Origin of the sequence: Flintibacter muris (assembly GCF_943192995.1) — a bacterium.
Classification (GTDB): domain Bacteria; phylum Bacillota; class Clostridia; order Oscillospirales; family Oscillospiraceae; genus Lawsonibacter; species Lawsonibacter muris.
Map to the genome: position 1 here is coordinate 100,648 of NZ_CALPCP010000008.1, position 12,499 is coordinate 113,146.

The following is a 12,499-nucleotide window of genomic DNA, read 5'->3' on the forward strand; positions in this document are numbered from 1 at the left end:
CATAAGCTCTTTTTAGTTCTTTTTCGCTCGAAAAAAAGAACGCCCGCCCGGCGAGGGTGCGTCCCTCATTCCAGAGTCCCATCGCAGAAGGCGCAGCAGTCCACGCTGCCGTTCTTTTTCACCAGAGGGGGGAGGTAGTGTTCAGTCTGGGTGATGCACCGGGGGTTGCGGCAGACAGGCTTTGTGCCGATCTCCACCGCCTCGGTCCGGTCCAGGCGGGGCTGGTTGGCCAAATCGGCCAGCAGGGCCATGCGGGCGAACATGCCGTACCGGGCCTGCTGGAAGTAGGCGGCCCGGGGGTCGTCATCCACGTCTACGGTGATCTCATCCACCCGGGGCAGGGGGTGCATCACCAGCATCTTCTCCTTGGCCCGCTCCAGCTTCCGGCGGGTGAGGATGTAGATGCCTTTGTTCCGCTCATACTCCAGAGGGTCTACAAACCGCTCCCGCTGAATGCGGGTCATGTACAGCACATCCAACTGGGGGATGACCGCTTCCAGGCCGGTGACCTCAGTAAAGCGCATATCATTTTCCCTCATGAAGGCGCGCATATAGTCGGGAACAGCCAGCTCACGGGGGGAGATCAGGAAAAACTGGATATTTTCAAACTTGGCCATGGCCTTGATAAGGGAGTGGACGGTGCGGCCGTTTTTCAAATCGCCGCACAGGCCCACAGACAGCCCGTCCACATGGCCCAGCAGGCGGGTGATGGTGGTCAGGTCGGCGGTGGTCTGGGTGGGGTGCATGTGGCCGCCGTCACCGGCGTTGACCACCGGGACGTGGGAGTACAGCGAGGCCGCCTTGGCCGCCCCCTCCCAGGGAGTGCGCATGACCACCACGTCGGCGTAGCCGGAGACCATCTTAATGGTGTCTTTCAGTGTCTCGCCCTTGGCCACCGAGGAGGAGTTGGGGTCAGCGAAGCCGAAGACCGTCCCTCCCAAACGGAGCATTGCGGTTTGAAAGGAGAAGTTGGTGCGGGTGGAGGGCTCATAAAACAGGGACGCCATCACTTTACCCCGGCAGATGTCAATAAACTTCTGGGGATCGTCCATAATCCGACTGGCCCGCTGGTAAAGCTCGTCCCACTCCTGGCGGGACAGGTCCCCGAAATCAATCAAATGTCTCATTCCATTTTCCCCTCTCTTTTTTTCACGATATCTTACCATAAAGCGCCAGTTTGCGCAAGGAGTGAAGCCTACAATTTGCAGAGATCAATGTAGGGCGTGACAATCCCGGCGTACGGTTGGAATGGCTCCCATCTGGCGGCCAATCCCGCCGCGGAAGGCCGTATAAATCCGCTCTGTCTCCACACCCTAACGGGTGGAACGGAGGGAATCTATGTTGGTCTGGCTTTGGAATTTTATGGTATACAGCTTTATTGGCTTTCTGCTGGAGGTGGCCTTTGCCAGGCTGGTGGGCGGGCGCGCCGACCGGAAGGGGCTGCTGGTGCTGCCTCTGTGCCCGGTGTACGGGGCGGGGGCCTGCCTGATCTTAGCCTTGCCGGCCTGGGCAGTCCGACAGCCCTGGGCGCTGTTTCTGCTGGGCAGTCTTGCCGCCACGGCGGCGGAGTATCTGGCGGCGCTGTATCACGAAAAGGCGCTGGGGGTGTCCTTCTGGAACTACGACGGCCTGCCCGGCAATATCCAGGGCAAGGTGTGCCTGCCCTTCTCCCTGGCCTGGGGGATGCTGTCTTTGGGGCTGGTGTACTGGCTCCACCCGCTGCTGTCCCCCTGGCTGGTCCGCATTCCGCCTCTGGTAGGCTGGCTGGCCCTGGCCACCCTGCTCACCGACGGCTGCTTGACCGCCGCCATGCTGCGGCGGTGCGGAGATGTATCCTGCCTCCGGTGGTACAGCCGGGCAAACTGACAAAAGACAAGACCGCCGGCAAAACCGGCGGTCTTTTTGGATTACTCCTCGTAATCGTCGTACTCGTCGATGTGGGCGGAGCGCTGCAGCTTACCCTTAACGGTGCAGCACATATCGGCGAGGCCGTCCCAATAGGCAATAATGGCACACACAGCGGCGGCAGCAGCCAGGGACAGCGCCACGATCTTCAGTACAAAGCGGGCAACCTTCATGATTGTACCTCCTATGAAAAACTGTTGTCCCCAGTTTACACGATTACCGCAAAAAATACAATCGTTTTTGGAAAAATTTAATTTATTTTTCTGTACCGCACCCCTGCCTCCGGAACAACGCCCCGTTCCTCCATCAGCTGTTCTACGGTGACAAAGCAGTAGCCCTTGGCCAGCAGGGCGTCTACAATGCGCAGGGCGGCCTGGGCGGAGTTGGGAAACAGGTCGTGGAGCAGGATGATATCACCGTCGGAGGCCTGCTCTACCACGCAGGCCACTATCCGGTCGATATTGTTGTCCTTCCAGTCCTCCGGGTCCACCGACCACAGGATGACAGGGCCGCCGCACCAGCTCTTCGCCCGCTCGTCCATGAGCCCGTAGGGCGGACGCAGCCAGTAATTCCCCTCTCCCGCCAACTCGGCAATCAGGGCCCGGGTCTTGCCCACCTGAAGGTCAAAGTCCCGCCGGGACAGGCCCTTCAGCTCCACATGGTCGTAGGTGTGGATGCCAATCTGATGGCCCTCCGCCGCCATGCGGCGGACCAGCTCCTCGTTGCCCGGGATGCGGTTTCCCACCAGGAAGAAGGTGGCGGGCACCTCCCTAAGCTCCAAGCCGTCCAGCAGGGGGCCGGTGGTGGAGGAGCGGGGGCCGTCGTCAAAGGTGAGGGCCACCAGGGGCGGGGTATTCACCTCTATCTCAACCGGCGCCCCCGCCGGTACCGGCGTCCCCTCCCCGGGAAGACCGGTTATCAGGGCCAGAAGGCATAAAAGAGCACATATTTTTTTCCCGTTCACCGCCTCATCCTCTTTCCTGACGCTTTTGCTGTCAGTATGTGCGGCGGAGCGGAAAACTTACGTTGAAAATTTTCTCTGTTTTCGATTGGGAATGTCATCCCGTCCTACCAGATAGTCCAGGCTGACGCTGTAAAAATCCGCGATTTTAATCAGCTGTTCAACGGGAATGTTAATCACACCGCGCTCGTAATCCGAATATGTGCTTTGGTCCACATTCAGATACTTTGCCAGTTCGATCTGCTTTTTATCCTTATCTTCACGCAAATCTCGGATCCGCGGAAAAGTCATACCGATCACCCAAAAAGACTATAAAATATGGGTAACGCCGATATTGACAAATATGGTCAGCACCCATATAATTGTCGAGAGGGGTAGTATGCCCGACTGCAAAGAGATGTATTTAACCTTGTTCAGAGCCAGCGAGGAGGCGCTGGATATTCTGATTGCCGCCCGGCGGAAATGAGAAAAAATGTACATTTCTGCTGACGGAGAAGAAACCGCACAGGCGGAGAAAAGGGCCGGGGAATGATTCCCCGGCCCTGATACATTATATTGAAATTGACAGCAATCAATAAGATTTGCCGCCATATCCCGTTCCGTAAATTCCTCCGGGGGTTTTCCGTGAAAGGCAGAGCGCACGGTTTTGTTTTCGTCCATCTTGTAGCGGCGTGGAGCCCGTCCCGGCATGGTATCCTTCCTTCCAGACTTCGGGCCAGCTTGGCCCGGAGCAATAAAAAACCGCCAGCGTCAGCCAGCGGTTCCATCGTTACTATATTTTGTTTTATCCTTCGTTGTCATTCTGCGGCAAATCAGGAAACAGAATCCGAAGATAATCCCGTCTGCCGTAGAGAACACGGTCAATGTACACATCCTGCCCATTCACACGGTAGAAAACCATGTAATTTCCACTGATGAGAAATCGGTAGTCGCTTTCTATATCTGTCACAGAGGACAGCGGAGCGCCGATTTCTGAAAAATTTTCCAGTTCATCAACAGTGTCCATGATTTTGTTTACGGTGTTTTCAGCGGCTTGCGGATTACATAATTCAAAGGTAATATACTCCCAGATTTCGTCCAAATCGTTCTGGGCTTCCGGGGAGTAGTGGGTGCTATTCATCATTTGCCTTTGCCCGAAAATGTGCTCTCACATCCGAGGACGAAAGCCATCCCTTTTCCTCTCCAGATTTTTTCCCTTTTGCAAGCTCGCCCATGAGCTTCAGAGTAGCCCGTGTTTTTTCATAGTCCTGCATGTCAATGATTGCATAGCGCCCGCGTCCGTTTTTAGTGAGAAAGACCGGTGCGCCCACAGATACGTCACGGAGCACATCACTGTAATTCCTCAAATCAGAGATCGGTTTGATATTCGGCATAATCATATTCTCCTTTCCTGCCCTTAGTATACCCTGATTTGATGTAAAATTCAACAGCATATTTTACAACAGTATTTTAGTGAGCGCCCCATATGGATTTCGAGAGGCTCCCGGTCTTGAAGAGAACGAAACACAACAGCACCGTGTACCCCATGCAGGTCCAGATGGCCCCCATCATGTCGCTGCCCGCCGCGATACCCTGCACCAGAACGGCGTAGATCGCCATGCAGACCATGATAAGCATCCCCTGGAACCCCACGGCGAAAAGGGACTTGAAATAGTTGTTCCCCATGTGCCCGGCCTCCCGGTTGGCGATAGTGGCGAAGGGGATAGGGGCAAGGCTGGTCATCAGTAGGGTAAGCGCCCAGCGCCTTACCGTATTGCTACGGCAGGGTTCCAAACGCTTCCCTCCGAACCGGACGTACACCTCTCAATGTATCCGGCTCTCCAGATGTCAGCTTAAAGAGCTGTGCATTTTGGCGTGGCATTCCAGGCATAGCGCAAGTGTTTTCCTGCGCTTATAAAGCATATCTGTCTTTTTTTTTGCGCAACTTATTGTACCTTATCGAATGGCAAGGCATAATTAAGATTGCCGTACTTTCTGAAGCAGGGGAACTTATCAGAGACAAACAAAGGACCCCGCCAGCAAGCCTGTTGAGGGCCTGCCGGCGAGGGTGCTTTTATTTATAGTCAATTTCCAGATAGACTTGAATTTATCTCTTGAACAATAGCACTTAATTGTGCTTCTAATTGTGCAATGTTATCAGTATTTTGATTGAGATTGTATAATAAGGTTCCAATGTCTTCATGCCATATTAAAACATATTCAATATCATTGGTATGAACTTTGATAAAGTCAAAGAAAATACCCTCAACTTTTTTATCTGCCTGCATTTGGTATTTTTTACAAAATAGTTTTGCTAAATAATCAATACCGTCGAAATAATCAAAATTAGTGATCCAAAATTCTACCCTGTTCCCTTTGCTTGAATTGAAGTGCTTTTCGTATGTTATTTCGTTTAGCATTTTCCCAGTGCCTCCACCTGTGGATTTTCCGGCTGGAGCACCCACGCCTCCGGGGACGGCCAGGGCGGGGGTCACACTTTGCGGTTACAGCTTGTCGATCTCCTCCTGCTCCACCGTCTTGATGCCCCGGGCGGAGAGGGCGGCTGTGGCAGCGGAGTTGTCCTCCACCCGGAAGATCATGTAGGCGTGGTCCACATCCTTGCCGCCCAGAAAGGCGTACATATACTCCACGTTTACCTTGGCGTCGGTAAGGGCCTGGAGGACCTTGTTCAGCCCGCCGGGCACATCGGGGATGGCCACCCCCAGCACCGGGGTGATGTTGTTGATAAAGCCGGCGTCTTTCAGCACAGTGGTGGTCTTATACACGTCGTCCACAATGATGCGGGCAATACCAAAGTCGCTGGTCTCGGCCAGGGAAAAGGCCCGCATGTCGATTTGGTTCTGGGCCAGCACGCCGGTCATGGCGTATAGGGAACCGGGCTTGTTCTCCAAAAAGACAGAAATCTGCTTAATCATAATGGTACCCTCCTCAAATTTTCCGCTTGTCGATAACCCGGACCGCCTTGCCCTCGCTGCGGACAATGGACTTGGGGGCCACCAGGGTGACCTTGGCGGTGATGCCCAGCATAGAGCGCAGGCCGTCCACCAGCTCCTTCTGGCGGCGGTTGATCTCGCCCATGTTGTCGGTGAACATCTCGGGGGTCATCTCCACCTGGATGTCCAGGGTGTCGGTGGACTTCACCCGGTCTACGATAATCTGGTAGTTGGCGGGGTAGCCGTGGTTGAGCAGGACGGTCTCAATCTGGGAGGGGAAGACGTTAACCCCCCGGATGATGAGCATGTCGTCAGACCGGCCCATGGGCTTGCACATCTTCACGTGGGTGCGGCCGCAGGAGCACTTCTCCCGGGTGAGCATGCAGATATCCCGGGTGCGGTAGCGAAGCAGAGGGAAGGCCTCCTTGGTAATGGAGGTGAACACCAGCTCGCCCTTGGAGCCCTCAGGCAGGACCTCACCGGTGTCGGGGTCGATAATCTCGGCAATGAAGTGGTCCTCGTTGATGTGCATACCCGTCTGGGCGGAGCACTCAAAGGACACGCCGGGGCCGGAAAGCTCGGTCAGGCCGTATATATCGTAGGCTTTAATACCCAGAGTATTCTGAATGTCCCGGCGCATCTCCTCGCTCCAGGCCTCCGCGCCGAAAATGCCCGCTTTCAGGGGGATCTGGTCGGGGGTGAGGCCCATCTCCTTCATGGTCTCGCCGATATAGGCGGCGTAGGAGGGGGTACAGCACAAAATGGTGGCGGACAGGTCCTGAATAAACATGATCTGCCGCTCGGTGTTGCCCGAGGAGGTGGGGATGGTGAGACAGCCCACCTTGTGGGAACCGCCGTTCAGACCGGGGCCGCCGGTGAACAGGCCATAGCCGTAGGACACCTGGCACACATCCTCCTCGGTGCCCCCGGCGGCCATGATGGCCCGGGCGCAGCAGTCCTCCCACAGGTCAATGTCGTGCTGGGTATAGAAGGCCACCACCCGCTTGCCCGTGGTACCGGAGGTGGACTGGATGCGCACGCACTCCTTCAGCGGCTTGGCTACCAGCCCGTAGGGGTAGGCCTCCCGCAGGTCGGCCTTGGTGATAAAGGGCAGCTTGTACAGGTCGTCGCTGGACTTAATGTCGTCCGGGGTGAGGCCCTTCTCTTCCATCTTTTTCCGGTAGTAGGGCACGTTGTCCCAGACGTGGCGCACCTGCTTCACAAGCCGCTCGTCCTGCCAGGCCTTGATTTGTTCCCGGGACGCACACTCGATCTCGGGCTGGTAGTATCTTTCCATGGGGATCATTCCTTTCGGATTATGTGTATGTTCTTTTTCTTGAAAGAAAAAGAACCAAAAAGAACTTTGCCAGACTCCCCCGTCACAAAGAGGGGCTTTTCCGTGGACGGGGAATCAGCGGGGAAATGTTCCTGCCGGGAGTATATACTTGGGAGAACCATCCCGAAACATCAGCGCAAAGGAGAGATTGACCGGAATGGGCGGGTTGCTGAGATACGCCTCCCCAATCCGGAGAGCCTCCTGCTGCAGACGGCCGGTGGTCTCCTTGCGGTTGAGGTCGATCCCCGTGGGGTCAAACCCATCCAGCCGCAAATCCAGGGTGATGGTCGCATAACACAGCCCCTGGTACCAATCGAAATAGACGTCATAAACCGGGGACTTGACATACCGCTCCGGCAGGTTTTTCGCGAAGTAGGGCGGCAGCTTTCTCTGTTTTATTTTCGCCCGGGCAGCGGCGGCAAGGCCGTAAAGCAGCCAGCCCAACTCCTTGAAAAATTTCACCACTCTTATCGCACTGCACCTCGTTTACGCGTTTTTCCCCAGCTCAAAAGCCTTTTTGTTCAGCTCCAGGAATTTGGGGGGCACCATGGCCTCCAGAGATTCCTGCCAGGCCTGGTCGGGCAGGTCGAAGTAGTGGGACAGCCGGCCCATAAGGACAATGTTCACTGCCTTGGCTGAGCCGGCCTCCTCGGCCAGCTTGAGGCAGTCCAGGGCGTCCACCTTAGCCCCGGCGGAGCGCATCTTCTCCACCAGGTTGTCGGGATAGACCGCCGCGCCGGTGATGACGGGCATGGGGTCGATCTGCTGGGTGGAGGTGACGATCTGGCCGTCGGGCTTTAAGTAGCTCAGCCACCGGGCGGCCTCCAGCAGCTCAAAGGAGACAATGTAGTCCGCCTCCCCCTTGTCAATGACAGGGGAATTTACTTTATCGCCGTAGCGCACGTAGGTCACCACCGACCCGCCCCGCTGGGACATGCCGTGGACCTCGGACACCTTCACGTCATAGCCCTGTTCCATCAGCAGGTGGCCCAGCAGCTTGGAGGCCAGCAGAGAGCCCTGGCCCCCCACGCCGACAATCATAATATTTTTGGTTTCCATTGCTCAACCCTCCTTCCCGGTACTCTGGAACGCCTTCACGCCGCACAGCTGTTCGCACACGCCGCAGCCCACGCACAGGGTGGCGTCCACATGGGCCTTGCCCTCCCTGATGGAGATGGCGGGACAGCCGATTCTCATACAGCTGCGGCAGCCCACGCACTTGACCACGTCCACCTTCAGGGGAGCGCTATGCTTGACGTATTTGAGCAGTGCACAGGGGCGGCGGCTGATGATGACGGAGGGCTCCTCCACGGCCAGCTCCTCCTTTAAAACGGTATCGCAGGCCTTCAAATCGTAGGGGTCCACCACCCGGACCCGTGTAAAGCCCATAGCCTTGCACAGGGCCTCCAGGTCAATTTTTCCGGCGGGGTCGCCCTTGATATTGTAGCCGGTGGTGGGGTTTTGCTGGTGTCCGGTCATGCCGGTAATGGAGTTGTCCAAAATAATCACAGTGGAGTTGGACTGGTTATAGGCGATATTGGCAAGGCCCGTCATGCCCGAGTGCATAAAGGTGGAGTCACCAATGACGGCCACGGTTTTGCCCTCGGCCTCCGCACCCAGAGCCTTGTTGAAGCCGTGGACGGCGGAGATGGAGGCCCCCATACACAATGTCATGTCCATGGCGGCCAGGGGGGCCACCGCCCCCAGGGTGTAGCAGCCGATATCACCCAGAACGGTACATTTGTTTTTACTCAGGGTGTAGAACAGTCCCCGGTGGGGGCACCCGGCGCACATGACGGGAGGACGGGGCGGGATGGGGTCGTCAATGGCGCGGCCCTCATAGACCTCCTCCCCCATCTTTTTCGCGATGAGGTTCTGGGAGAACTCCCCCTCAACGGGCAGGAAATCCTTGCCGGAGACAGCAAGGCCCAGCGCTTTACAGTGGTTCTCTATGACGGGGTCCAGCTCTTCCACCACAACAAGCTTTTCCACTTTACAGGCAAAATCCTGAATCAGCTTGACAGGCAGGGGGTTGGTCATACCCAGCTTGAGAATAGAGACAGCGTCCCCAAAGACCTCTTTTACGTACTGGTAGGAGGTGGAGGAGGTAATGACGCCTACCGTGGTATCGCCCTTCTCCGCCTTCGACATCTCCACCCGGTTGATGGAGGCGGTCTCCGCCCACGCCTGAAGCCTGCGGGTGCGCTCCTCCACAAAGGGGTGGCGGCGGATGGCGTTGCCGGGCATCATGACGTACTTGGCAATATCCTTCTCATAGGGCTTTACGGCGGGCTCCATCCGGCCAGAGGTCTCTACCAACGACTGAGAGTGGGCCACCCGGGTACACATCTTTAACAGCACCGGGGTGTCAAACTGCTCGGACAGCTCATAGGCCAGCTTGGTAAACTCCAGAGCCTCGGCGGAGTCGGAGGGCTCCAGCATGGGCACCTTGGCGGCAATGGCGTGGTGGCGGGAGTCCTGCTCGTTCTGGGAGGAGTGCATCCCGGCATCGTCGGCCACCCCCACCACCATACCGGCGTTGACCCCGGTGTAGCTCATGGTGAACAGGGGGTCGGCGGCCACATTTAGGCCCACGTGCTTCATGGCACAGAAGGACCGCTTGCCCGCCAGACAGGCCCCGAAGGCGGTCTCCATAGCCACCTTCTCGTTGGGGGCCCACTCACAGTAGATTTCATCATACTTGGCGGCCTCCTCGGTGATCTCGGTGCTGGGGGTGCCGGGGTAGCTGGAGATCACGCAGCAGCCCGCCTCATACAGTCCCCGGGCAACGGCGGCGTTGCCCAACATCAGTTGCTTCATATCGTTTTCCTGCTTTCTTCCTTATAGTGGCTCCCTCCTTGAGGGAGCAGTCACCGCCAAAGGCGGTGACTGAGGGAGTTTTTGTCTGACGCACTCCCTTCGCCGCGGCTCCGCCGTGCCACCTCCCTCTCAGAGAGAGGCTTATTCCTTTTCGTGCAGCCCTTCCCGGGCGATAACCTCCCGCATCACGCCGCCCGCGCCGTTGTCCAGCATGGACCGCCGGACCCGGCTGATGGTGGCGCTGGAGGCCCCCGTTCTGTCCAGAATGTCCAGATAAACCAGCCCCTGCTGCAAATACACCGCCACATCAAAGCGCTGCTCCAAAGAGCGCAGCTCTGTGGGGGTACACAGATCGTCGAAGAACCGGCAGCACTCGTCCAGATCCTTCAGTTTCAGGATGGTCTCGTACAGGGCCATGCTCCGCTCTCTCCTGTCCCCTTTCGCCATGATAACCCCTCCTTTTCCAGCAGCTTTTCAGCGCAAAATTCACCGCTATAAAGTTTAGCATAGGAAAGTGCGAAAGTAAAGAGCGGACGCGGGAAAAATTATGGGTTTATAGCAATCATCAGCTTTGCTGACATATGTAAGGGCGGCCTGTGGCCGCCCGCCTGTCACGGGCAGACCTGTTTATTTCTGCGGACGGCCCCGGCGCGCCCTTGGCAGCAGCCGCCAACCTGCGGTGACCAAGTCGTCCCGCCCTGCAAATATGACGGTTTCTGTGGGGTTCGGGAATTTTCTTGACAGGACGGGAAATATGCGCTACAATACTTTAACGGTTAAAATCAATAAAGTTTCGCGGGTATCCGCCCGCTTTTAGAAAGGAACATGCGCAATGCCTATCACCGACCTGTTGGAGCGCAACAGCAAACTGTACGGCGATGAGGTCGCCCTGGTGGAGATCAACCCGGAGGTCCGGGAGGAGCAGCGGGTCACCTGGAAGGAGTATGAGCTGATCCAGCCCACCGGCGACGCCCCCTACCGCCGGGAGATCACCTGGTCCGTCTTTGACGAGAAGGCCAACCGGGTGGCCAACATGCTGCTGGGCCGGGGCATCCGAAAGGGCCAGAAGGTGGCCATTCTGATGATGAACTGCCTGGACTGGCTGCCCATCTATTTCGGCATCCTGAAAACCGGGGCGGTGGCCGTCCCCCTGAACTTCCGCTACACCGCAGACGAGATTGAATACTGCCTCAAGCTGGCCGATGCCGACGTGCTTTTCTTCGGCCCTGAGTTCATTGGGCGGATGGAGACCATTGTCCCCAAAATTTCCAGACAGATGCTCCTCTTCTTTGTGGGGGAGCACTGCCCCCCCTTCGCTGAGGACTACCTGTGGGCCACCGTCAACTGTTCCAGCCGCCCTCCCAAGGTGCTGGTGGACGACGAGGATGAGGGGGCCATCTACTACTCCTCCGGCACCACCGGCTTCCCCAAGGCCATTCTGCTCAAGCACACCGCCCTGATGCAGTCCGCCCGGATGGAGGCCATCCACCACGAGACCACCCATGAGGACGTGTTTTTGTGCATTCCGCCCCTGTACCACACCGGGGCCAAGATGCACTGGTTCGGCTCCCTGTTTACCGGAAGCAAGGCGGTTTTGCTCAAGGGCAACTCCCCCTCCGCCATTTTCCAGGCGGCCAGCCAGGAAAAATGTACCATTGTCTGGCTGTTGGTGCCCTGGGCCCAGGATATTCTGGCTGCCCTGGACCGTGGAGAGATGAATATCGAAGATTTTCACCTGTCCCAATGGCGGCTGATGCATATCGGGGCCCAGCCGGTGCCCCCCTCCCTTATCAAACACTGGCTGGAGTACTTCCCCCACCACAAATATGACACCAATTACGGCCTGTCCGAGTCCACCGGCCCGGGCTGCGTCCACCTGGGGGTGGACAACGTCCACAAGGTGGGGGCCATTGGAGTCCCCGGCTATGGCTGGAAGATTAAAATTGTGGACGAGCAGAACCAGCCTGTGAAGCAGGGAGATGTAGGCGAGCTGTGCGTCAAGGGTCCCGGCGTGATGGTGTGCTACTACCACAACGAGGAGGCTACTGCCGAGGTGCTGGAAAACGGCTGGCTCCACACCGGCGACATGGCCCGCCAGGACGAGGACGGCTTTGTCTTCCTGGTGGACCGGAAGAAGGACGTCATCATCTCTGGCGGCGAGAATCTGTACCCGGTGCAGATTGAAGACTTTTTGTCCGCCTACCCCAAGGTACATGACGTGGCCGTGATCGGCCTGCCCGACAAGCGGCTGGGGGAGATTGCCGCCGCCATTATCCAGGTGAAGGAGGGCATGAACTGCACCGAGAGCGAGATCAACCAGTTCTGCATGGACCTGCCCCGGTACAAGCGGCCCCGGAAAATCATCTTCGCCAGCGTCCCCCGCAACCCCACCGGAAAGATCGAAAAGCCCAAACTGCGGGAAACCTACTGCGGCGTCCGCCTGGTGGAGGCACAGAATCAGGGATAATACTTTCAAAAACAGAGGGATGGACACAGCATCCCTCTGTTTTGTTTTTCTGTTGACAGATACGTAAAACACGTATA

The 12,499-nt window shown here is 57.2% G+C and carries 17 protein-coding genes and 1 pseudogene; 2 read left to right on the forward strand and 16 right to left on the reverse strand.

The genetic code is table 11. The features are described from left to right. Positions 1-65: 65 nt before the first annotated feature. Complete coding sequence (gene pyrB, locus NFS22_RS09055; RefSeq protein ID WP_251317409.1) at positions 66-1,127, reverse strand: aspartate carbamoyltransferase; 1,062 nt, start codon at positions 1,125-1,127, stop codon at positions 66-68. A 211-nt stretch (positions 1,128-1,338) separates the two neighbouring features. On the opposite strand from pyrB, the gene NFS22_RS09060 reads away from it, so the two are divergent. Next, positions 1,339-1,866, forward strand: a complete 528-nt coding sequence (locus NFS22_RS09060) for a putative ABC transporter permease (RefSeq protein ID WP_251317411.1) — start codon at positions 1,339-1,341, stop codon at positions 1,864-1,866. A 41-nt stretch (positions 1,867-1,907) separates the two neighbouring features. Here the strand turns inward: NFS22_RS09060 and NFS22_RS09065 are convergent, their stop codons facing one another. From NFS22_RS09065 to NFS22_RS09130, 15 genes and pseudogenes are all read right to left on the reverse strand, one after another. Next, positions 1,908-2,078, reverse strand: coding sequence for a hypothetical protein (locus NFS22_RS09065; protein WP_251317413.1), 171 nt, complete (start codon positions 2,076-2,078; stop codon positions 1,908-1,910). 77 nt (positions 2,079-2,155) lie between these two features. Further along, a complete protein-coding gene (locus NFS22_RS09070) occupies positions 2,156-2,869 on the reverse strand; it encodes a polysaccharide deacetylase family protein (RefSeq protein WP_251317415.1) in 714 nt (237 codons plus the stop codon). Positions 2,870-2,926: 57 nt separating this feature from the next. Further along, a complete protein-coding gene (locus tag NFS22_RS09075) occupies positions 2,927-3,157 on the reverse strand; it encodes a helix-turn-helix domain-containing protein (protein WP_251317417.1) in 231 nt (76 codons plus the stop codon). An 18-nt stretch (positions 3,158-3,175) separates the two neighbouring features. Then, positions 3,176-3,556: a hypothetical protein gene (locus tag NFS22_RS09080; RefSeq protein WP_251317419.1), complete on the reverse strand. Its 381-nt coding sequence runs from the start codon at positions 3,554-3,556 to the stop codon at positions 3,176-3,178. A gap of 94 nt (positions 3,557-3,650) precedes the next feature. Beyond that, positions 3,651-3,989 carry a type II toxin-antitoxin system RelE/ParE family toxin gene (locus NFS22_RS09085; protein WP_338147956.1) on the reverse strand — a complete coding sequence of 113 codons (339 nt, stop codon included), beginning with the start codon at positions 3,987-3,989 and terminating at the stop codon, positions 3,651-3,653. Further along, a complete protein-coding gene (locus NFS22_RS09090; protein ID WP_251317421.1) occupies positions 3,979-4,239 on the reverse strand; it encodes a type II toxin-antitoxin system prevent-host-death family antitoxin in 261 nt (86 codons plus the stop codon). The genes NFS22_RS09085 and NFS22_RS09090 overlap by 11 nt, the downstream gene beginning before the upstream one ends. 76 nt (positions 4,240-4,315) lie before the next feature. Beyond that, a pseudogene (locus NFS22_RS09095) lies at positions 4,316-4,591 on the reverse strand (VirB6/TrbL-like conjugal transfer protein, CD1112 family); the annotation flags it as partial. A 102-nt stretch (positions 4,592-4,693) separates the two neighbouring features. Further along, the gene (locus NFS22_RS24065; RefSeq protein WP_420908856.1) at positions 4,694-4,795 is read right to left on the reverse strand and encodes an HNH endonuclease; all 102 of its coding nucleotides are present in this window, start codon (positions 4,793-4,795) and stop codon (positions 4,694-4,696) included. 134 nt (positions 4,796-4,929) lie between these two features. Next, the gene (locus NFS22_RS09100; RefSeq protein ID WP_251317423.1) at positions 4,930-5,310 is read right to left on the reverse strand and encodes a hypothetical protein; all 381 of its coding nucleotides are present in this window, start codon (positions 5,308-5,310) and stop codon (positions 4,930-4,932) included. Positions 5,311-5,349: 39 nt separating this feature from the next. Further along, positions 5,350-5,781, reverse strand: a complete 432-nt coding sequence (locus NFS22_RS09105) for an acetolactate synthase (RefSeq protein WP_338147957.1) — start codon at positions 5,779-5,781, stop codon at positions 5,350-5,352. Positions 5,782-5,794: 13 nt separating this feature from the next. Further along, positions 5,795-7,096, reverse strand: coding sequence for a phenylacetate--CoA ligase family protein (locus tag NFS22_RS09110; protein ID WP_251317425.1), 1,302 nt, complete (start codon positions 7,094-7,096; stop codon positions 5,795-5,797). 114 nt (positions 7,097-7,210) lie between these two features. Next, positions 7,211-7,600, reverse strand: coding sequence for a hypothetical protein (locus NFS22_RS09115; protein ID WP_251317427.1), 390 nt, complete (start codon positions 7,598-7,600; stop codon positions 7,211-7,213). Positions 7,601-7,621: 21 nt separating this feature from the next. Further along, the gene (locus tag NFS22_RS09120) at positions 7,622-8,194 is read right to left on the reverse strand and encodes an indolepyruvate oxidoreductase subunit beta (protein WP_251317429.1); all 573 of its coding nucleotides are present in this window, start codon (positions 8,192-8,194) and stop codon (positions 7,622-7,624) included. A gap of 3 nt (positions 8,195-8,197) precedes the next feature. Continuing rightward, the gene (iorA, locus tag NFS22_RS09125; protein ID WP_251317431.1) at positions 8,198-9,955 is read right to left on the reverse strand and encodes an indolepyruvate ferredoxin oxidoreductase subunit alpha; all 1,758 of its coding nucleotides are present in this window, start codon (positions 9,953-9,955) and stop codon (positions 8,198-8,200) included. Positions 9,956-10,096: 141 nt separating this feature from the next. Then, positions 10,097-10,402: a YerC/YecD family TrpR-related protein gene (locus tag NFS22_RS09130; RefSeq protein WP_251317433.1), complete on the reverse strand. Its 306-nt coding sequence runs from the start codon at positions 10,400-10,402 to the stop codon at positions 10,097-10,099. A gap of 385 nt (positions 10,403-10,787) precedes the next feature. Between NFS22_RS09130 and NFS22_RS09135 the strand changes: the two genes are divergently transcribed. Continuing rightward, positions 10,788-12,422 carry a class I adenylate-forming enzyme family protein gene (locus tag NFS22_RS09135; RefSeq protein ID WP_251317435.1) on the forward strand — a complete coding sequence of 545 codons (1,635 nt, stop codon included), beginning with the start codon at positions 10,788-10,790 and terminating at the stop codon, positions 12,420-12,422. Positions 12,423-12,499 lie beyond the last annotated feature (77 nt).

What these genes read in the sequence shown, in the direction of transcription:
- NFS22_RS09060 (WP_251317411.1), top strand. Translation starts at nt 1,339, where the DNA reads ATGTTGGTCTGGCTTTGGAATTTTATGGTATACAGCTTTATTGGCTTT.
- pyrB (WP_251317409.1), bottom strand. Translation starts at nt 1,127, where the DNA reads ATGAGACATTTGATTGATTTCGGGGACCTGTCCCGCCAGGAGTGGGAC.
- NFS22_RS09075 (WP_251317417.1), bottom strand. Translation starts at nt 3,157, where the DNA reads ATGACTTTTCCGCGGATCCGAGATTTGCGTGAAGATAAGGATAAAAAG.
- NFS22_RS09130 (WP_251317433.1), bottom strand. Translation starts at nt 10,402, where the DNA reads ATGGCGAAAGGGGACAGGAGAGAGCGGAGCATGGCCCTGTACGAGACC.
- NFS22_RS09120 (WP_251317429.1), bottom strand. Translation starts at nt 8,194, where the DNA reads ATGGAAACCAAAAATATTATGATTGTCGGCGTGGGGGGCCAGGGCTCT.
- NFS22_RS09090 (WP_251317421.1), bottom strand. Translation starts at nt 4,239, where the DNA reads ATGCCGAATATCAAACCGATCTCTGATTTGAGGAATTACAGTGATGTG.
- NFS22_RS09065 (WP_251317413.1), bottom strand. Translation starts at nt 2,078, where the DNA reads ATGAAGGTTGCCCGCTTTGTACTGAAGATCGTGGCGCTGTCCCTGGCT.
- iorA (WP_251317431.1), bottom strand. Translation starts at nt 9,955, where the DNA reads ATGAAGCAACTGATGTTGGGCAACGCCGCCGTTGCCCGGGGACTGTAT.
- NFS22_RS09080 (WP_251317419.1), bottom strand. Translation starts at nt 3,556, where the DNA reads ATGCCGGGACGGGCTCCACGCCGCTACAAGATGGACGAAAACAAAACC.
- NFS22_RS09110 (WP_251317425.1), bottom strand. Translation starts at nt 7,096, where the DNA reads ATGGAAAGATACTACCAGCCCGAGATCGAGTGTGCGTCCCGGGAACAA.
- NFS22_RS09105 (WP_338147957.1), bottom strand. Translation starts at nt 5,781, where the DNA reads ATGATTAAGCAGATTTCTGTCTTTTTGGAGAACAAGCCCGGTTCCCTA.
- NFS22_RS09085 (WP_338147956.1), bottom strand. Translation starts at nt 3,989, where the DNA reads ATGATGAATAGCACCCACTACTCCCCGGAAGCCCAGAACGATTTGGAC.
- NFS22_RS09135 (WP_251317435.1), top strand. Translation starts at nt 10,788, where the DNA reads ATGCCTATCACCGACCTGTTGGAGCGCAACAGCAAACTGTACGGCGAT.